Here is a 20,324-nt window from a genome sequence, read left to right as displayed (position 1 = left end):
CTAAAAAGTGGAAAATATGTCAGAAGAAAAAACTGAAACAACAATGTACCAAATTGCTGATCAATTTATCGCGCTAGCAAACCAACTTAGCCAGCAAGAAAACGATATTGGCAAAGTCGGTACTGCCCTTCGCTTTGCTGCAGCACGTTACAATGCATTTGAAGCTGCAATTAAGTCTTCAAATTTAGAAGCTGAAAAAGATAATGCCTTAGAGTGGTTTTCTGAGGAGTTCAAAGGAATGTTAAGTGAAAACTTAAATGACCATATAAAGAACCCACCAGGAAGCCAGCAGGCATCAGAAGAGGCCGTTGTAGAGAAAGACGATTCAGTACAAGTATTTAAGAACTAACAACTGCTTTAACCAAAAAAAGCCATCGCAAGATGGCTTTTTTGTTCTCTCTATCTGTAATAAATACTATTTAAAATAGATTTATCAACACCCGAACTGCCAGCAAGATAAGTACCACACCCGATAACTTATCAATCAATGCCGCTTTGTTTCGTAACCGATTTAAGATCGGCCCATGGGATAACACCACGGCAATAAGGGTGTACCAAAGCCCATCAACAACCAAGGGCGTTAGCACAATAACGGTTTGACCTGCCATGGTTTCAGCTGCAAGCACAAACTGACTAAATAATGCTAAAAAGAATAATAAAATCTTTGGGTTAAATAATGATATCGCTAAACCGTCTCTTGCAGCCTCAAGTAAAGATGCTGGCACTCCTGCTTGTAGCTTTTGCTCCATACCACCTTTAGAGTTTAGTGCTTGAAACCCCATCCAGGCCAAATAAAGCGCCCCCAGAATCGCAATACCGTTAAACACAATTGGCGACTTTTCTAGCACCACTGCAAGCCCTAATAAGGTCACCAAAGCATAAACACCAATACCTATTGAATGTGCCCAGGCACAAACAACACCATGTAATCGCCCACCAGATAAAGTATGTTTTAACACCATAGCTAAACTAGGACCTGGAGACATGGCACCTAAACAACAGATAGCCAATAGACCTAACCACGTACTAAACGCCATTTTATTTCCCAAATCATTAATGAGTGAATATTCTTACAATTAAATACAGATGATTATATTCATTTAATTATCTGCTGTTTAATAAAGGCGTAACGTTACCATGAATGACCACTGACAACATGGGTTTAACCTCAAATTAAGTAAAACTTGATATAGTCGCCTATATCTTCTGCATAATTAACTGAGAACACATCCTATGGCCTTATTGCTGCCAATATTACTTGGATTACTACTAACCGGTATCGGTTTACTGATTATCCTAAAAATAAAAGGGAATAATATTCCTACTGCGATCATCGTGTTACTTAGTTTTATGACCTTATGTTTTGGCGGGGTGTATGCTTTTTTACAAAAAGATGAAGATTACAATGCTTATAAACGCTTGCAGTGGCAAACGCTTAACCCAAGCCAAATAGCGCCTTTAGTTGAGCAAGGCTATACTGTATTTGTGGATGTATACGCGGACTGGTGCTTGCCTTGTCGAACCAACCAAGCCAATGTCACCCATAGAGAAAAAGTCGTTAATGTACTTACTGCAGATAATATCATTTTAATGCAAGGCAATTGGACTGAACCTAATGCACTTATCGAAACCTATGTAACCAATGAAGGCGGCATGGGTACGCCATTCAATAAAGTTTACGGCCCTAAGTACCCACAAGGGGTTAAGCTGCCAACAGTGCTCACCATTGAATCATTGTTTGATACTTTAGATGCGGTTAACTGATTCGATTAGTGTTTAGCAAGTTCAACTCAATAAATTTATCGCAAAAAAAAGACTGCAGATGCAGTCTTTCTTGTTCAAGTTAAACGCTTAAAAGCTGTAAGTTAACTTACCGTAGTAGAAGCCACCGTTATAATCGAATGGACCACTTTCATAGTAAACTGCACCTAGAGCACCTAAAGTTCCGTCTTTAAGCTTTTGAGCTTCTTGGTCGAAGATATTATTCGCACCCACTGAAATAGTTAATGCATCAACTACCGTATAACTCACTTCAAGGTCAACAGTGAAAGCAGAATCTGCCGTTTCAGAACCCCAATCAGACGTATCATCAGCATGGGTTGCATAGTATTCACCAAAGTAATTACCACGTAACGATACGTTTAAATCGTCCCAGGTTTGATTCCACGTTAAGGTCGCACGATGAGCAGGAATACCATCTTCTAAACGACGCACTTTACCTTCGTCAGTAGTATCTGGATCAAACTTATCAACATTTGTATCCGTCCAGCCATAGGCAAGACTGAACATTGAGTCACCAGACATCAGCTCTGTTTCATACGAACCCACAATATCAATACCTTGAGTTGTAGTATCAAAGTCATTGGTATAATAAGTAACCGCCGAAATTAACTCAGGAAACTCTACTCCCGCCGCTCTTAACGCATCATAATCATCCGCTTGTACTTCAATTTGACTTGACTGCGCCAGACGACCTGTCACTTCAATATTGTAGTAATCAACCGTTAAGAAAAAGTCTTCATACTCAAATACCGTACCTAACGCATAGCTGATGGATTCTTCCGGTTCTAAAACTTCACCACCATAAAATGCCGCTAATGGATCCGTTGGTGGAGCAATAAATGTCTGGATCAAATCACCGTTTACAATCGAGGTTTGAGTGTTAACCACATTCTCTTGACCGACTGTTGGCGCTCTAAACCCAGTGCTGTGTGAGCCACGAATTGACAAGTAATCATTCACTGAGTATTGGGTTGAAATCTTATAATTTAAGGTATCGCCGAAAGTAGAAAAGTCCTCATAACGCAGCGCTAAACCCAATAACCAATCATCAGTTAAATACGCTTCAACATCGGCATAAATACCAATATTGGTTCGAGAGTTTTTACCCGCAGCTTCAGGACCAAAACCTTTAAAGCCATGGGAACCAATATTGAAACCTTGATCTGCGTATGGGCCAGCTAACCAAGAAGCTTCTTCACCTTGAGTAATTTCAAATGACTCGTCACGCCACTCAAAACCCGTTGCAAAGCTAATATCTTCAATTGAGCCAATGGTGAAATAACGCGAGAAGTCGAGGTTGACTGTGGTTTCAACTTGCTCGTAAGCACCGGTATCAAAATCAGTTTGAGTATCTTCAGGGTTAGCCGCTAAACCTAAAGAAGGGTTAAGCGAGTTCCTTAAGCTAAAACTTGCTTTGTTGGCACCGGTACCTGCACTGGCATCATAAGCCCACTCACCAAATTCGCCTTCAAAACCTAAGAAGAAAGACATATCTTCAATGGTCCCAGCAAATTGAGGGGTATAACCACCTGGGCGCACTTGGTTCATTGAGAAACAGTTAGGATCTGCAACCATTGCTGCATATTCAGGGGTATCAAGTACATTAGGTACATTTGCAGGCACAACATCACATGTTGATGGATCGCCATTTACTGCCCCCACTAGCAAGGTTTCGCCGCCATCAAGGGAGTAAACATTGCCACGGTTATGGGGGTTACGGTAATAGAAGCCACCCACAGCATCTCTTGACGATACGTTACCAAATGCATAAAGGCTGTGCTTGTCATTAAAGTCAAAGCCAAGATTCGCAAATACAGTGTAATCATCTTTAATTTCTGGGTTACCCCATATTTGGGCAGGATCATTAACGAATGTGTTTCCTCCCGCAATTAAACCCGCAGCATCAGGGCGCTGTACACTGCGACTGGTTGCATCAGCAGTTTTGTATTGCGCACTAATATTAACGAAGCCAGCATCTGTTAACGGCAATCCGATGTTGCCATCCACGGTTGTCGTTGCACCATCGCCTTCATAATATTCACCGTGAGAAACAGAGACAGAGCCACCTTCAGCGCTATCTTTTAATTGGAAGTTCATTACACCTGCAATGGCATCAGAACCATATTGCGCCGCGGCGCCATCACGCAGCACTTCAACTTGCTTTAACGCAATACTTGGAATCACCGAAATGTCAGGCCCTTGAGCACCATCATTTATGCCACCTCCTTGGAATGCAATGACAGACGCACGATGACGTCGCTTACCATTAACAAGGATTAAAGTACTGTCTGAAGGCAATCCACGTAAATTAACTGGGCGTACAAGGGTTGCAGCATCACTAATCGGCTGAGCGCGCGAGTTAAATGATGGTACCGAGGTGACCAACATATCAATCATGTCGGTAGAGCCATTCTTCCTTAAATCATCAGCGCTAATGATATCGATAGGTACAGGGGACTCACCCACTGAACGAGGTGCAGCGCGGCTACCTACAACAGCAATTTTTTCTACATTGTCTGCAACTTCTTCCGCAGCTGCGACTTGAGTAGACATGACTGAACCAGTCAATGCTACTGTAATTGCGAGGCTTAATGAGCTAAAGCCAAACTTGGTTGTTTTCTTTAGATTGGTCATCATGTGGTCTCTTTATTTATTATATTTTTGCTTGTGACTCATTTTTATTCATAAACATATGATTAAAAATCGTCTCTCCCAAAATGAAATACATCATCTCAGTTACATTTCTATAACAAATGCAAGCTAATTGCGAACAATTTCGATTACCTCTCAAAATAATCTACGCATTTCGAGGTAATAACAGAGTAAAAGACTAAAACACTAACTAAATGAATAGCAAGGCAGTTGATAACGCTGACTTTATACTTACAAACCAATTAACCATGAGGCTCAAGAACACCTTTCTAGTTCAAAAAACCATCAAAACTGAACGAATAGATAATGCTAACCATCAGCCATTATAGAGCAAAAACTCCATACTTTTTAATACTATAATTTTACAAAGCTATAGAATGTTGTTGACCTGTTAACTAAAACCACTCTAATCTAAACGCCTGTTTGAAATGCAGCAAAAAAACAACAAAGGGGATAAGCATGGGGTATGACGCAGATAAAGAACTCAATCTACAGCAATATGATTCATTGGTAGATTTGATCGAACAAACTTGCCAACGTTATGGGGATAATGTGGCTTATGCTTGTTTGGGGAAACAAACCACCTTTAAAGAACTCGAACTTGCTTCACGTCAGTTTGCCGCCTACATGCAAAACCATAGTCAGCTAAAACCTGGGGATCGCATCGCGATTCAGTTGCCAAACATCACTCAATTTGTGATTGCCGCATACGGTGCAATTCGTGCGGGGCTAATCATAGTCAACACTAACCCGCTGTATACTGAACGTGAGCTAATCCATCAGTTTAATGATTCCGGCGCAAAAGCCTTGGTGGTGTTATCTGACTTATTACCCACATTAAATAATGTAGTTGCGAAAACTGATATTGAATTAGTCATCAGCACCCATGCACTGGATTTAATTAATCCTCAGCCTCAAGCCGACACCCCTTTTGCAAAAGTCGAATTTAACCACATGCTCGCCTTAGGTGAACAATCAAGCTTTAGTCCTTACAAACCTCAGCAAGAAGATCTAGCCGCGCTGCAATACACTGGCGGCACCACGGGCTTATCAAAAGGTGCCATGCTAAGTCATCGCAATATGTTGGCTAACTCAGGCCAAGTAAAATCGCGTATTGCCAGCACTATGACTGAAGGCAAGGACATTTTTGTCGCGCCGTTACCGATTTATCATATCTATGCCTTTATGGTGAATTTAGTCCTGTATTTTGAATCTGGCAGCTGCTCAGTGCTAATCCCTAACCCACGCGATATTGCAGGCTTAATAAAGACTATGGCCAGTTATCCGTTTACTGGCTTTGCAGGGCTTAATACTTTATTTGTTGGCCTATGCCACCAACCAGAATTTCAAGCATTGGATTTTAGTAAGTTAACCATTACGCTCTCTGGCGGCACAGCACTGACAAGTGCTGCGGCAAATATTTGGCAAAAAACTACTGGCAGTATGATATCTGAGGGTTATGGCTTATCAGAAACCGCCCCGGTAGTGAGCTTAAATGCGCCGGGTTACCAAAAGTTAGGCACTATTGGTAAACCTGTATTGGCCACCGAGGTTAAAATATTAGATATAAACGATGAAGAAGTGCCATTAGGTGAAGCTGGCGAACTTGCAGTTAAAGGCCCACAAGTGATGCAAGGCTATTGGCAAAAGCCTGAAGAAACCGCCAAAGTCATGACCCGTAACGGTTATTTTAAAACCGGCGATATTGCAGTCGCTACTGAAGATGGTTTTCACAAAATAGTCGATCGCAAAAAAGACATGATTATCGTTTCAGGTTTTAATGTTTATCCCAATGAAGTGGAAGATATTTTATCCCAAAACGAATTAGTGCTTGAGTGCGCGGTAGTCGGTGTCGAAGATGAAAAATCCGGTGAAGCAGTTAAAGCAGTGATCGTTTTAAAAGATCCCTCAATTGATGAAGCGCAAACCAAACAGCAAATTTCAAATTATTGCCGCAGCCAATTAACAGCCTATAAAATTCCACGCATTATTGAGTTTACCGAGGAACTGCCGAAAAGCACTGTGGGTAAAATCTTACGCCGCGAGTTAAGAAAGTAGCAGTCCACGGTATATGATTTAAAAGAAATATCATTCGTAACAACATCAAAAATGCCTTCACAATTGAAGGCATTTTTTTATCGCTGGCTAAACTGAAAATAGTCAGCGCTGAGCAGATTCTTGCCCTATGTCAATGTCAGCGAGTAATTGCAAGCTGGCAAACGCGTTATAAATTTCACTTGTATGCATTAGCTCTTGGTGTGTGCCCACAGCAACGACTTGGCCTTTTTCTAACACCACAATTCTGTCGGCATTAATCACTGTGGCTAATCGATGGGCAATGATCAAGGTGGTTCTGCCCTGCATCAGATTATCTAAACCTTGCTTTACATACACTTCACTCACCGCATCTAGGGCACTGGTGGCTTCATCTAATAATAGAATAGGTCTGTCTGCCAATATGGCTCTGGCAATGGCAATGCGCTGTTTTTGACCACCTGAGAGCTTAACGCCTCTCTCACCTAAATAGGTATGATAGCCGTCAGGTAACTCATTAATAAATTCATCAGCTTTAGCTGTTTTACAAGCGTTAATAACCTCATCTTCGCTGGCATCAACCCGGCCATAGCGAACATTTTCAAGTACGTTAGTGGCGAAAATAACTGAGTCTTGTGGCACTAATGCATACTGCTCGCGTAATTGGTTTAAGCTCAACTGCGAGATATCAAATCCATCTAACTTAACAGCGCCTGAGCGAGGTTGATAAAAACGTAGCAGCAATTCAAATAAGGTACTTTTACCGGCGCCACTTTCCCCCACCAGCGCCACACGTTCGCCCGCCTTAATATGTAAATCAATGCCTTTAATGACATCATCGGCAACACTAGGGTAAGCAAAACGTAACTGCTCTAGACTCAGTTGGCCTTTAACCTCATCAGGTAGCATCTGAGGCGTTGTAACTTGTGGTAAATCAATAGGAGTGTTCACTAACTCAACTAATCGCTCTGCAGCGCCTGAGGCGCGCTGAATTTCACTGAACACTTCACTAATGGTGGCCACTGCACCTGCTGCCATTACCGCATAAAACATAAAGGCGGATAATTCACCAGCGGTAATATTTTGCGCCATCACATCTTGCGCCCCAACCCACAGCACCAAGGCAATAGCGGCAATACTTAAAAACATTACTGAAGATATTAAAATAGAGCGATAGAGAATACGGCTTTTAGCCGCGGTCATCACAGCTTCAACTTGCTCATTGAACACGTAGCGATCTTTACTTTCATGGCCGTAGGCTTGCACGGTATGAATTTCATGGAGGGTTTCATCGATATACGCCCCCAGATCGCCCACTTTATCTTGGCTGGTACGTGAATACTGACGCACTTTTTTACCAAGAAAAATAACCGGAACAAACACCATAGGCACAGCCAGTAACACTAAGCCCGTTAACTTAATACTGGTCAGCGCCATCATCACTATAGCGCCGAGCACGGTAACACTTGAGCGAAACGCCATCGACAAACTACTGCCCACCACACTTTGCAATAACGTGCTGTCAGCGGTAAAGCGTGAAATCACTTCACCAGTGCGCTGCTCGGCAAAAAATGCCGGCGATAATGACAATAAATGGTTATATACTTTCAAGCGAATATCAGCGATAACCCGCTCACCTAGCCAAGTCATTAAGTAAAAGCGACAAAAGACCGCCATGCCACTTACTGCGGTTATCACTAATATAAACAAGACGATTTCATTGAGCCGGCCAGCGTTATCAGCCACAAAGCCTTCATCGACCATCATCTTCACTCCTTGGCCTAATGATAACCAAGCAAATGAGCCGATAAATAAAAAGATAATTGCCGCTACCACTCTCATTCGATAAGGCTTAAGAAATGTCATAATCCACGGCAATACTGGAAATGCTTGTTTAGACGATGGCTTTTGTTCAAGTGGCTGTGAAGGCGAGTCAGTAGTCAAAATAGATACCAATAAAAACTAAGTAGCCAAATAGTACCAATAAACAATCAAGCAGATGAAGATAAATATAGCATTGACAATACTGAGCCAATTATTGAACTCAGCATTGTTGCAAAATGGTGCAGGGTTTTACTATTGCTTGCAGTAAAACAAAACAGTAGATTAGCTCAAGCTGTTACTGTCGATGGTTTTCAGTGAGCGTAAAAATATCCCTAAGCCGCCAACACTCAGCACTAAGATAACAATTAATTCGAACGCGCTCATTTGGGTAAAGCGAAAATTAATTGAGCTAATCACGCCGAAGATAAGCGCAACCAGTGAGCCAAAGGTTAGGATCCAGCCGAAAATATTTTTGGCATTGTAAAACATCAAACCTACTCCAAACATAAATGGGATCATGATCATGCCACTGGTCAGGTTCATACCGCCCATTCTGTATAGACTATGCCCCATACCAAATGAACTGGTGATTTTAATGGCATTCAGTAGCATATAAAAACCACCGCACATCATAATCAAACCAATAAAAAATGACCCAATTCCACCTGACGTTCCACCTGCACCTTTCATACAATTCCTTTGTAAATGTTAATGTTATTAGCGCGTTGAGCTTAATCTATTGCCTATGTAATCTAGCATCAGTCACCTTGGCGCTGCAAACCTTATCAGCCTATGTCGAACAAATACGCCACAGGGCAATTTGGGTGTAAGGCGTCATCATTTTAGATATGGCGATTAAACGGGGCGATTAACTGCAGATAAGCCCTGAGTTCCTCTCGCACAATAAACGCTTATCTGCGATAATTATCGGCTATTTTGATGATGTTGATGACAGGTAATTATAATGACGGCAAACCAATTCTCATGTGAAGGAATTGAGTTAACACTTTTTCGCTATCCAAAGCAGCAAGAGTCCAACCTGCAAGCTTGGGATGCCGCCGATGAACACCTGATAAAACATATTATTGAGTCAAGCCAGATTCAGTCAAACACGAGCCCAGTTAATACCGCCATCATTAATGATAATTTTGGGGCGCTGCAATGCGGCCTTGTTGCGATTGAGCCAAGCTGGCCTTTATTTGTGGAAACCGACGCGAAAACCAGTTTACTGGGGGCTGAGTTAAACTTAGCAGCCAATCAACTGCCATCAGATAATATCCAGCGTTTTCATAGCCGTGAGCTATTACCTGACACCTTGCAGCTAGTGTTAATGAAGCTGCCAAAAAACCTCAGTTATTTTGCTCATCAATTGCAGCGCTTATCTCAGGTTTTACCAAAAGGTACTCAGGTACTCATTGGCGCTAAAGCAAAAACCATCAATAAAGCGATTTTAGCCGTCATTGAGAAAAATTTAGGCGCTGCTAATGCTAGCTTAACTTGGAAGAAAACCCGCGTAATCACTTGTATTGCTGACGGTAATAAACGCCAACTTCCACAAGCTGTCAACTGGCCTGTTGATGAGTTATCACTTAACATCAGTAACTTAAGCAATGTATTTGCCGCTAACAAGCTCGATATTGGTGCTCGTATCATGCTAGATAACTTGCCAGAAGGTGAGTTTAATACCGTTATAGATCTTGGTTGTGGTAATGGTATTTTAGGCCTGCGAGCCGGACAACTTTACCCGCAAGCAACTATCCACTTTGTAGACGACTCAGAAATGGCCGTTGCATCGAGTCGTCACAATTGGCAAGCAAATGGCTTTGCTCGTGAAAAAGCGCAGTTTCATTGGGATGATTGTTTAACCCACTTAGATGCTGAAATGGTGGCTGATTTGGTGTTGTGTAACCCTCCTTTTCACCAGGGGGAAGCAATAACCGATCACATTGCATGGCAGATGTTTGTTGATGCCCGTAAACGTTTAGCCCCTGGCGGCATGTTACAAGTCGTGGGCAATCGGCATTTGGCTTACCATGTAAAATTGAAGCGTTTATTTAAAAACTGCAACACTGTGGCGTCAAATGGTAAGTTTGTTATTTTACAAGCAATTAAGTAAACCCTGCCAGACTCAACCTTTGTTCAAGCTTCGATTAAGCCTTTAACTTAAAGGCTTAATCGCGCTAACAGTTAAACGACTCATTGTGGCTAATCAGTGCAGTTAATCTGTGCCGCTAATCTGTGTTAGTCATATCAGGCCCTAGTTTCAATACTTCTCCCCCACAGATACTTTACTCGGCCGAGTCAAAACAGTTAACCGCCAAGACGAGCATTACCACTTAAGTTGTTACTCATGTAAGTTTATTACCAGCTGTAACAATCGAGCTTACCATAACGGCTAATGATCGAAGACTGGCTATAAAATAAAGCGCCTAATAAATCGATATTGATATGACACCCTATAGCAAATTATAACGCTATTAACTAACCCGAGACGCTATTATTCAAGCTAATAAGCTGCCACCAGCCCCTAAATAAAAGCTTAGATAAGGCAATTTAATTGGTAATAACAACAGAAAAAATTGGTATACCAATAGACCAGCTAGATGATCTTCGTAACCAACGCCAAAAATACAAACAAATATCATTCTCAGAAAATTTGTTACAATTTAGTAATAAAAAAACTTTTAAGATAGCAAGGTAATTACATGCTTTTTAAGCACCTATCATCACTTTTTCACTGTAAATCAATAAAAGCTTATCCCGAAGGTTTAATATAATGTCCAATAAACTGACAATCCTTGTTAATTGATAAGGTAAAATATCACCAGGGTTAGACTCTAGACCAACTCGGCTTAAGTCATTAAATTAGTGATTTGAATTAGCGATTTGAATTAGCGATAAGAGTAAAAAAGACAACCTTTAACCGCAGCCCTTGCTTTGGCCGCTGATTTTGTACAAAAAAACAAACAGAATTCTCTACAACCATAAAAAAAGGACGCTTAGCGTCCTTTAAAGTGTGTATTGATGGTTAACTTAATCTGTTAACCAAGTTATCAATTGAATATAAATCACGCTTCTCACTGTTTTTACGTTTCACTTCTTCAAGTGATTTAGCCTCAACAGTATCAAACAATACATTAATCAAGCGATTAAAGTGTTTGTGCATAGCTGCACGCGCCTCTGAAGCATCTGCTGCGGCTAGAGCCTCATAAATGGCAGTATGTTCATCTAAGGTCTTCTGGTTGTCTTTACTACAAACGCTATCGTAGTCGTCAATAATTTTTGGACTTGATGCCCGCAATGCCCACAAGCTTTCAAACATTTTGATTAATGCACCGTTACGAGTGGAGTTAGCAATGATGTTATGAAACATTTGATCTGCTTCTTCTACATAAGACTTATTTTCCATCATAACCAACGTCTTATTTAACTCTACCAATTCTTCTTCGGTAATAGTATTTGCAGCAAGTGCAGCTATCTCACCTTCAACAAGTGCTCTAGCCTGGGTTAATTCAAAGGCGTTGATTTTGTTTTTTAGCTGGGACTGATTGACTGATTGTAAGACGTAAACACCCGAACCCGTTTTAACTTCAATTTTCTCTCGCACTTCCAGTGCAATAATCGCCTCACGAATGGTTGGACGGCTAACATCAAACTTTTCAGCTAGCTCCCTTTCTGGAGGTAAACGACTACCAGGTACATATTCGCCGCGAGTAATAGACGCTTCAATCTCTTCTACGATGCGCCAAAACATACGTCTATTTTTCATGTTTGGTCCTTCAATATTTTAAAAAATAACAATTTGCATAACCTACATCATATCGATTTAGTCATTCAACGCAAAGCCTATTTATCACTTTAGAGTGCAATTCAGCAATCATACAAGCAGTAATCATTGTTACCTTAATGTTATTGGTAATAACAAAAAAGTAAAGTCAATTTAATATTGGTAACACAAAATGGTTGACACGCACCATGACCATTGGTTAGTTTCTATGCAGCGAAAGGTTGTATTTAAAGATCATGTTTAAAGGATTGTGTTCGCATTTAAATACAATATTTTATCTGGGGAGATAAACGTGAAACTTAATAAAATAAGCGACGCATTAAGGTTAAGTAAGCTTAACTGGCAGCCAAAATATTGTGCCTGATGCAAATCTATTTGGTTTCTCACCACAAGTGGCATCTGCGTCAGTGTATTGGGAAGGTGATTGGGCAACATTCAGAGTACTTTATAAGTACCGAGAATCGTATTTCCAACCTAATAACTTGCCGTTTCCAGATTGTTCAAACCGTTATGTGCAAGACTCTGATTACTTATCTGTATCACTTAAAGCGCTAAACCTGCTAGACGAGCCACAAATCATGACTCGTGGTAATGACACCACAGTTTCTGACTACTCTCGTTCAGGGCCTAAGTACTTCCTTGGCGCGAAAGTTAAGTTTTAATCCGCATTAGAAACTTAGCATTGGCACTCCTACCCCACTATTGAGCTAGGAGTTTATTTACGATTAAAACAACACTAAAACTCAGTATAAAAATAACAATGAGCGTACTAATGCAATATCAATATTTACCTAGCAAGGATAAAAACTTAAAACATATTGCTCTTATGCTGTGTCTATCGGCATTAAGCCCTTTCTTATCGCTCAATGCAGCCACTTACACAGTGAAGACGCCTGTGGAATATAACCAAACAATAAAAAATATTGTCGCAGGTGATGAAATCATCTTGGCTGACGGTATTTGGCAAGACTTTGAAATCAACTTTAGCGGTCAAGGCACAAAAGCGGCCCCCATCACACTGTCAGCGCAAACCAAAGGCAAAGTCATATTATCAGGACAATCTAATTTGCGTTTATCTGGCCAGTATTTACATGTAAGCGGCTTAGTATTTAAAAATGGCTACAGTCCAAGCCGTGAAGTGATTGCCTTTAGAAGCAGTGATGATGATTTTGCTCATCATTCGCGAGTATCTGAAGTGGTCATCGACAACTTCAATAAGCCAGAGCGATTTGATTCTGATCAGTGGGTGACGCTGTATGGTAAAAATAACCGCTTCGACCACAATCATTTAGTGGGTAAGCGTAATAAAGGCGTGACCTTAACGGTGCGATTAAAATCGCCGTTAAGTCAGCAAAATAATCATCAGATTGATCATAACTACTTTGGTCCTCGGCCAACCTTGGGATCCAATGGCGGTGAAACAATCCGCATTGGCACTAGCCATCATTCCATGTCGGCATCGCAAACTGTCATCGAAAATAACTACTTTGACCGCTGTGATGGCGAAGTAGAAATCATCTCCGTTAAGTCCGGCAACAACACCATTCGTAACAACACCTTTTTTGCATCCCGCGGCACCTTAACCCTACGTCATGGTAATGCTAACCAAATAAGCAGCAATGTATTTTTAGGTAATGGCGTAGAGCACACTGGCGGCGTTCGGGTGATCAATCGCGATCAAATCGTCACCAACAACTACTTTGAAGGCTTAACGGGTTATCGCTTTGGCAGTGGCTTCACCATTATGAATGGCGTACCTAACTCGCCTTTAAATCGTTATCACCAAGTGGTTAATGCCAATATTAATCACAACAGTTTTATTGATGTAAACCATATTCATTTAGCTGCAGGTAGCGATGCTGAACGCTCTGCTGCGCCGCTAGAAACTCAGTTTTCAAAAAACCTGTTAGTTAATCGCAATCAACTATCACCGTTCGCCATATTTGATGATATTTCAGGGATAAGCTTTACTAACAACGTTTCTAATAAGCTTAACAATAACAGCATTACTCAAGGCATTGATGCGCAATCGATTAAACTCGTGCGGGCTGAAAATGGCCTGTTATATCCAAGCAATAACGCCTTAAGCGCCTATGGCATATCGACCTCACTCACTCCCACTTTAAAAAGCGCAACTGGCGTGAGTTGGTATCCGAAAACAGAACCAGAAATCGCCTTTGATTCAGGTAACCAAATCGCAGTTTCAACCGCGCAAGAGCTTAAGCAAGCCGTTAACCATGCAAGCGCTGGCGATGTTATCGCACTCAATAACGGCGAATATCAGCTTGAACAAGTGTTACTTATCAATAAGCCGCTCACCATCAAGGCACGAGTAAAGCAACAAGCCAAACTGAGTTTTAGCCAATCCAGCCTATTTGAAATTCAAAATAACGGCAGTTTAAAGCTCGATGGTTTAGTCATTAGCGGTAAAAATAGTACCAATATTGCAGGTAACGATATTGCAGCTAACGATGTTGCAGAAAACAGTGTGGTAAAAACCACCAGCTCCGGCATGTTAACCAATTATCGATTCAGCTTATTAAATAGTGAAATCAAACAACTTGATAACCAGCCTTCATTTCACTTTTTTGACTCAGGTGCGCGAGCTTTTGCCAATAATATTGTCATTAGCAATAATCACTTTATCAATATCAGCGGTGATATTTTAAGGCTCAATAAAGAGACTGATGATAAAGGCATTTATAACGCTGAGTATGTACAAGTAAACAACAATCAGTTTGAGCATATTCAAGGCTCACTGGTTAATTTATATCGCGGCGGTAAAGACGAAAGTACCTTCGGCCCTCACCTTACATTTGTGAATAATCACATCAATCAGGTTGGCCTTGGAAAACGTAATCCCTTCAAAGCCAGCTTATACCTTCATGGCGTGCAAGTGACCGATATGGCTAATAATCAATTTACTGACAGTGCCGCAGTCAAAATAGAACACACCACAGGTGACCCCGTCACTCAACTCAGTCATAACCAATTTACTCATACGCTACTACCAACCATTAGCGCGCTTTATGAAAACCCTAAATTTATCCATAAAAACCAATAACTAAAAATAAGCAGTAGGAGTCACAATGAAACAGAGCGAACATTTTTCATTTGGAAATGAAACAGAAATTGAAGACATTGGCGGCGGTTTAAAGCGTCAAATGCTTGGGTTTAATCAAGAGCTAATGGCAGTAAAAATTTGGTTTGAGAAAGGAGCCATTGGTTACAATCATGCCCACAGACACTCACAAGTTTCATACGTTGTGGAAGGTGAATTTCACTTTAATATCGATGGCGTCACTAAAATTCTAAGAGCGGGTGATAGCTGTATGATCCCGCCTCATGCAGACCATGGGGCCACTTGCCCAACAGGCGGTATTTTAATTGATACCTTTAGTCCCGCAAGAGAAGATTTCATTGAGGGACTAAAATGAAAATAAGAAACTTACGCTGGTGGGTGATTCTACTCATCGCATTAGCTACGGTAATTAATTATATCGACCGTTCAGCGCTAAGCGTGCTTTGGCCTGATATTGTTGAAGATATATTCCCTAATGAAACCGCACTAGAGCGCAAACAGATCTATGCCAATATTTCTATTGTATTCATATTATCTTATGCCTTTGGTCAGGCGATATTTGGTAAAATATTTGACTGGATTGGTACCCGACTAGGCTTTGTGCTCTCAATTGGGGTGTGGTCGATTGCAACAGCTGCGCATGCATTCGCACAAGGCATGCTGAGCTTCAGTATCTTTAGAGCAATTCTGGGTCTGGCTGAGGCTGGTAACTGGCCAGGCGCAGCTAAAAGTAATGCTGATTGGTTTCCTACAAAAGAGCGTGCTTTAGCTCAAGGCATTTTTAACTCAGGCGCTGCGATTGGCGGCATTATATCGATTCCACTTATCGCTTATATGACCGTTTATTTTAGCTGGCAAATGGTCTTCGTTGTCATTGGTTTGGTTGGTTTATTATGGTTAATCCCTTGGATTATCTTAGTTAAAGCACCGCCTAAGTCTCACCCTTGGATTACCGAGGAGGAGCGACAATACATTTTAACAGGTCAGAAATGCACTAACGCTGACGATGAAGTTGATGCAAAAGAATATAACCCGACCACCACAGAGCTACTTTCTCATAAGCAAAGTTGGGGGGTGATTATTGCGTCCGCAGCAATCGATCCTATCTGGTGGTTGTTTGTTTTCTGGATCCCTATTTACCTCAATGAAGTGTACGCCATGGATGTTAAGTCTATTGGGATATACGGCTGGGTGCCTTATGTGGGAGCAATGCTTGGGGCATGGTTTGGTGGCTTACTGGCACAAAACCGTTTAAAAGCAGGTTGGGATACCAATAAAACCCGTAAGCTGACGATTACCTTAGGTTGTTTGATTATGTTGCCATCGCTTTTATCTATGGCAAACCCAGGTGGGCCAACGACCGCGGTAATGATCATGGCGGTGATCTTGTTCGGCTTTCAAACGGCTATTGGTAATGTACAAACACTGCCCAGTGATTTATTTGGGAAAAAAGCTGTGGGTACACTAGCAGGGGTTTCAGGAATGGCTGCCAAGCTAGGGGCATTAGGGTTAACAGCGTTAGTGCCCTATTTAACAGCTGACGGTAACTACACGCCAGCATTTGTTATTGGTGCATCTTTAGCTCTCATTGCCATTGCTGCGGTGTGGATATTGATCCCCAGAATTGAGCCTGTTAGCCCCAAAAGCAAATAGCCTCAGCAAGGAATTAGCTTTAAACAATTTAGCATTACATTATCTAGTAATAAACCTTATGTTCTGAGCAAACATAAAGTGACTAGTTAATTGTCGCTGGGGCTGAACCCAAATAGCCCTTTTTTATTTGGTGAGACCTACTTTTCATGTACTCAACCCCTTCCGAGTATCTGTTAAGTAGGTTAAACCTTTCTTTAAAAATCCGTCATCATTATCGAGTCTGGCTCTGCTCTTCCTCAAGGTGGTTAAGGTTTTCAGTATGACTATTGGGCTTAGCATCAACTTGAGCCGGCGGCGACAATAACACCGCTAATCTTTGCTTTAATGTTAACCCCGCCATAGTCACTTCCTTAAACATGTCTCGCCACTCAGCAAAGCTCACGATTATAGGATTAAAACTATTAACCGGCTTGGTAATACCATAAATCACCGTGTCATTTTCAGGCTCAAAGGTGTTAAATAACTTATCCCAAATGATCAGCACGCCTGCATAATTTTTATCAATATATTGTGGGTTACGGCCATGGTGCACCCGATGATGTGACGGCGTATTAAAAATAAGCTCAAGCGGGCCAAGAGATTTAATCGCTTGGGTATGCACAAAAAACTGTAACCCCAAATTAAGCAGTACTACAAATACCACCCAATTGGGGTCAAACCCAATCACCACCAATGGCAGCCAAAACAGCCACATTCCCGCTAAGGGGTAAAGCAAACTCTGCCTAAAAGCAGTGCTGAAATTCATATTTTCAGAGCTATGGTGAACAACATGAGCCGCCCACATCCAGCGCACACGGTGGCTTGCGCGGTGAAACCAGTAATAACAGAAATCTTGGGCGATCATCAACGCAATAAAACTGCCAATTCCCATTTGAATATCAAGTAGCTTCCAATCAAATACCATCAGGTATAATTTTGCGATAAATAATCCGGCTAAAATGTCAGTTAGTTGATGCATTGCGGCAAGGCAAAAATTACACGCAACTTCCATAGGGGCGTACTTGGCTGATTCGGGTAACTTATTGGCTCTAGTGCCTAGATACCACTCCAGTAAAATGCACAGGAAAAATAGTGGCGCCAGCACCAGTAGCAAGATCTCGGGGTGAGTGATCAGTATATTCAAATCCATTGAAAACCTTCTTTATTTTTTATTATTGTATTTTATGAATCTATTTATAAATGCATTAACCCATTGGCGCTAACAGGCTTAGGTTCATTACCACTTTGCAAAATGATCTTCGGTTAATCCAAGTTGATTTTGTAACTGATGCACTCGGCCATTATTGTCGGTTATCTGGCCACTAAAATAACCAATATACTGCCTGAAATTACTTTTAAGAAACCCAAGGTTAATCTTCTCACTGCGACACTTTAATGCGTGAAAGCTTAAATCAATTTGATTGTCCCCCCCGGTGATGTACCAATCATCGTCACTGCGCTGGCGATTAAACTCAAACCTTACCGCGGGCATAAAATGGCGTTCACCATTAATCCATAACACGTTCTCAGTGGCGCCTGTTTCATTAACGCCCGCGGCTAAGTTAAGCCCCAACACACCCGATTCAACTTGAGTATTGATTGACGCCCAGCGCCAGCTGGTTTCTCGGCGCATGTATCCGGCAGAAAAATCATAACTCGCTAAAGCCTGATTCAGCGGCTGCGGTTCATCATTGACCGTTAAACTGCCTGATACTTTTAAACCATTGTGTTTTTGGGTATAGGTCCAACCGTTATAGCCGGTTGGCGTGCATAAACTCATCGGCAAACTTAACATGGGCGCTGTTAATGTAAGCTCAGCCTGAATATTGTCTGCGGCGATATATAACTGCCAGACACCGTCTTTAATAACAAATTCAATCTGAGATTGGCGATGCTTAATGCGCGACTGACCATTTTTAGGTGACTGAGACAGTGACATACCCAGCGCTAACGGTTTTAAGGTTTGCGTCTGTGTTAAGCGATTTTTTTCTATGTCATAGAGGTAACAAAAACTGCTGCCAACATAGCGAATATCGGCAATAGCCACCCCAATGATATAACGAGGGGTAGTAATATTAATAAATTGAAATTGCTTAAAATCGACATGTTTTGCAAACCATGAACTGGGCTTATCCATGTCAGTAAAGTAACTAAATTGCTTAACACCAAGATCTGCGACAATGCCATCAAAATGCCCATATATAGGTTGGCCGTCATTTTTAATTAACGATTCTGGCGCTAATGCCGAAGTGGGTTGTCGATGATGTAAAGCCATTTAGCATCCAATGAATAATATGATTAGACTCTAACCTCTATACTTTCAGGGCTAAAGTCAATGGTTTGTTACCATGGGATATCACCACTAATCTCTCATCATCATGGCGAAATAATCCAGACTAATAAATGAACCAGTGAAACTGATTAACTCAGGTTATTGGGCTGGCAAGGCAGTAAAAATCTGTTATTCTGAGGCCATCATTTTTTACCGTTTTGTGACATGAAATCATTACCTTTGTTGTTATGCAGCTCGTTATTTCTTTCAGCTTGCGCCAGTTACACCCCGACCCATATTGCGCTTAACCCCAGTGTCCCCCAACCACTGAATCAAATCGACCAATATGCCACTGTTGCGGTAAACACCATTGATGTCCGCAAAGCTAACTTTATTGTTCGCTTTAATAAAGAAGGTGAAGCAGCAGAATTAATTAGCCCAAGTGAACCTATCAGGCAGCAACTGGACAATGTATTTAAGCAAGCCATGACCAAGGCGGGCTATCAAGTTGACCCTGCAGCGACCAATTCGGCTGAATTTCAATTAGATTATTTACTGACAGATGTCACCGAGTCGACTTTCGGTTTTGAGGCAAAGACGACATTAACCATCAATGTGGTCGCTAAAAATCAAACCCAAGAATTTACTAAGATATATAACGCTAAAGGTTTATTAAAGGGCCCATTTAGCCCAGATTACGCCACCCTTGAGCTGGATATGAATAAGCTCATCGATGAACTGACCAGCAAAATTATTAATGATGCTGAACTGCACCATTTCTTACAACAATAACCCAGGAAGAAGCCATGCTTAAGTGGATGTTAGCCAGCGTACTTGCATTATCAACCATGGTTGCTCAAGCAGCCGTGGATATTCAGCCCGATACGCTTTACCCAAAAGTTGAGTTTGATACCAGCATGGGCAAGGTCGTGGTTGAGCTAGATAGAACCCGTGCGCCACTCACTGTGGATAATTTTTTGACCTATGTGGTCAAAGGCGATTATGACAATACGATTTTTCATCGCGTCATTGCCGATTTTGTGGTTCAAGGTGGCGGATTAACCTCGGAGTTTGAAGAACTTCCATCGCTAGACCCTATCGTTAATGAATCCGGTAATGGTTTATCCAATGCTATGGGCACCATTGCTATGGCTCGCGATAACGACCCCCACTCTGCCACGCGTCAGTTTTACTTCAATGTAGGCGATAATAAAAACCTCAATCCTTCCAAGCGCCGTTGGGGTTATGCGGTATTTGGC

Annotated in this window: 17 protein-coding genes; 10 read left to right on the top strand and 7 right to left on the bottom strand. The window is 41.5% G+C overall.

Translation table 11 applies throughout. The features are described 5' to 3' along the window. Positions 1-16: 16 nt before the first annotated feature. The gene (locus tag BCU91_RS19610) at positions 17-349 is read left to right on the top strand and encodes a DUF3144 domain-containing protein (protein WP_102438875.1); all 333 of its coding nucleotides are present in this window, start codon (positions 17-19) and stop codon (positions 347-349) included. Positions 350-419: 70 nt separating this feature from the next. Here the strand turns inward: BCU91_RS19610 and BCU91_RS19605 are convergent, their stop codons facing one another. After that, positions 420-1,037, bottom strand: a complete 618-nt coding sequence (locus tag BCU91_RS19605; protein WP_102438877.1) for a LysE family translocator — start codon at positions 1,035-1,037, stop codon at positions 420-422. A gap of 196 nt (positions 1,038-1,233) precedes the next feature. Here BCU91_RS19605 and BCU91_RS19600 point away from each other — a divergent pair, with 196 nt between their 5' ends. After that, positions 1,234-1,764, top strand: a complete 531-nt coding sequence (locus BCU91_RS19600) for a thioredoxin family protein (RefSeq protein WP_102519357.1) — start codon at positions 1,234-1,236, stop codon at positions 1,762-1,764. A gap of 87 nt (positions 1,765-1,851) precedes the next feature. Here the strand turns inward: BCU91_RS19600 and BCU91_RS19595 are convergent, their stop codons facing one another. Then, positions 1,852-4,419: a TonB-dependent receptor gene (locus tag BCU91_RS19595; protein ID WP_102532198.1), complete on the bottom strand. Its 2,568-nt coding sequence runs from the start codon at positions 4,417-4,419 to the stop codon at positions 1,852-1,854. A 474-nt stretch (positions 4,420-4,893) separates the two neighbouring features. On the opposite strand from BCU91_RS19595, the gene BCU91_RS19590 reads away from it, so the two are divergent. Beyond that, positions 4,894-6,492, top strand: a complete 1,599-nt coding sequence (locus tag BCU91_RS19590) for an AMP-binding protein (RefSeq protein WP_102532197.1) — start codon at positions 4,894-4,896, stop codon at positions 6,490-6,492. Between the two features lie 102 nt (positions 6,493-6,594). Here the strand turns inward: BCU91_RS19590 and BCU91_RS19585 are convergent, their stop codons facing one another. Together BCU91_RS19585 and BCU91_RS19580 are read right to left on the bottom strand one after the other, a co-directional pair. Beyond that, positions 6,595-8,346 carry an ABC transporter transmembrane domain-containing protein gene (locus tag BCU91_RS19585; RefSeq protein WP_277869349.1) on the bottom strand — a complete coding sequence of 584 codons (1,752 nt, stop codon included), beginning with the start codon at positions 8,344-8,346 and terminating at the stop codon, positions 6,595-6,597. Between the two features lie 228 nt (positions 8,347-8,574). Next, positions 8,575-8,982 carry a hypothetical protein gene (locus BCU91_RS19580; RefSeq protein WP_102475573.1) on the bottom strand — a complete coding sequence of 136 codons (408 nt, stop codon included), beginning with the start codon at positions 8,980-8,982 and terminating at the stop codon, positions 8,575-8,577. 274 nt (positions 8,983-9,256) lie between these two features. Here BCU91_RS19580 and BCU91_RS19575 point away from each other — a divergent pair, with 274 nt between their 5' ends. Further along, positions 9,257-10,408, top strand: a complete 1,152-nt coding sequence (locus tag BCU91_RS19575; protein ID WP_102532196.1) for a methyltransferase — start codon at positions 9,257-9,259, stop codon at positions 10,406-10,408. Between the two features lie 912 nt (positions 10,409-11,320). Here BCU91_RS19575 and BCU91_RS19570 read toward each other — a convergent pair. After that, complete coding sequence (locus BCU91_RS19570) at positions 11,321-12,061, bottom strand: FadR/GntR family transcriptional regulator (protein WP_102519360.1); 741 nt, start codon at positions 12,059-12,061, stop codon at positions 11,321-11,323. A 374-nt stretch (positions 12,062-12,435) separates the two neighbouring features. Here BCU91_RS19570 and BCU91_RS19565 point away from each other — a divergent pair, with 374 nt between their 5' ends. From BCU91_RS19565 to BCU91_RS19550, 4 genes are all read left to right on the top strand, one after another. Beyond that, positions 12,436-12,741 carry a hypothetical protein gene (locus BCU91_RS19565; protein WP_102532195.1) on the top strand — a complete coding sequence of 102 codons (306 nt, stop codon included), beginning with the start codon at positions 12,436-12,438 and terminating at the stop codon, positions 12,739-12,741. 110 nt (positions 12,742-12,851) lie between these two features. Further along, the gene (locus BCU91_RS19560) at positions 12,852-15,143 is read left to right on the top strand and encodes a polysaccharide lyase 6 family protein (protein ID WP_241904124.1); all 2,292 of its coding nucleotides are present in this window, start codon (positions 12,852-12,854) and stop codon (positions 15,141-15,143) included. A 25-nt stretch (positions 15,144-15,168) separates the two neighbouring features. Continuing rightward, positions 15,169-15,516 carry a cupin domain-containing protein gene (locus BCU91_RS19555; RefSeq protein WP_102438895.1) on the top strand — a complete coding sequence of 116 codons (348 nt, stop codon included), beginning with the start codon at positions 15,169-15,171 and terminating at the stop codon, positions 15,514-15,516. Further along, positions 15,513-16,814 (top strand): MFS transporter, encoded by a 1,302-nt coding sequence (locus BCU91_RS19550; protein WP_102475577.1) that lies wholly within the window; start codon positions 15,513-15,515, stop codon positions 16,812-16,814. Before BCU91_RS19555 ends, BCU91_RS19550 begins: the two co-directional genes overlap by 4 nt. A gap of 211 nt (positions 16,815-17,025) precedes the next feature. Here the strand turns inward: BCU91_RS19550 and BCU91_RS19545 are convergent, their stop codons facing one another. Both BCU91_RS19545 and BCU91_RS19540 read right to left on the bottom strand, forming a co-directional pair. Next, positions 17,026-17,943 carry a sterol desaturase family protein gene (locus tag BCU91_RS19545; RefSeq protein ID WP_102532194.1) on the bottom strand — a complete coding sequence of 306 codons (918 nt, stop codon included), beginning with the start codon at positions 17,941-17,943 and terminating at the stop codon, positions 17,026-17,028. Positions 17,944-18,030: 87 nt separating this feature from the next. After that, complete coding sequence (locus BCU91_RS19540; RefSeq protein WP_102532193.1) at positions 18,031-19,068, bottom strand: DUF2804 domain-containing protein; 1,038 nt, start codon at positions 19,066-19,068, stop codon at positions 18,031-18,033. A gap of 222 nt (positions 19,069-19,290) precedes the next feature. On the opposite strand from BCU91_RS19540, the gene BCU91_RS19535 reads away from it, so the two are divergent. Both BCU91_RS19535 and BCU91_RS19530 read left to right on the top strand, forming a co-directional pair. After that, positions 19,291-19,857: a YajG family lipoprotein gene (locus BCU91_RS19535; protein WP_102438903.1), complete on the top strand. Its 567-nt coding sequence runs from the start codon at positions 19,291-19,293 to the stop codon at positions 19,855-19,857. A 14-nt stretch (positions 19,858-19,871) separates the two neighbouring features. Continuing rightward, the coding region (locus tag BCU91_RS19530; protein WP_102532192.1) for a peptidylprolyl isomerase at positions 19,872-20,324 on the top strand (453 nt) is incomplete at its 3' end.

The organism is Shewanella sp. 10N.286.52.B9 (assembly GCF_002873635.1).
Lineage (GTDB): Bacteria > Pseudomonadota > Gammaproteobacteria > Enterobacterales > Shewanellaceae > Shewanella.
Note: the sequence above shows the minus strand (reverse complement) of the source record. Positions and strands in the feature narration are given on the sequence as shown.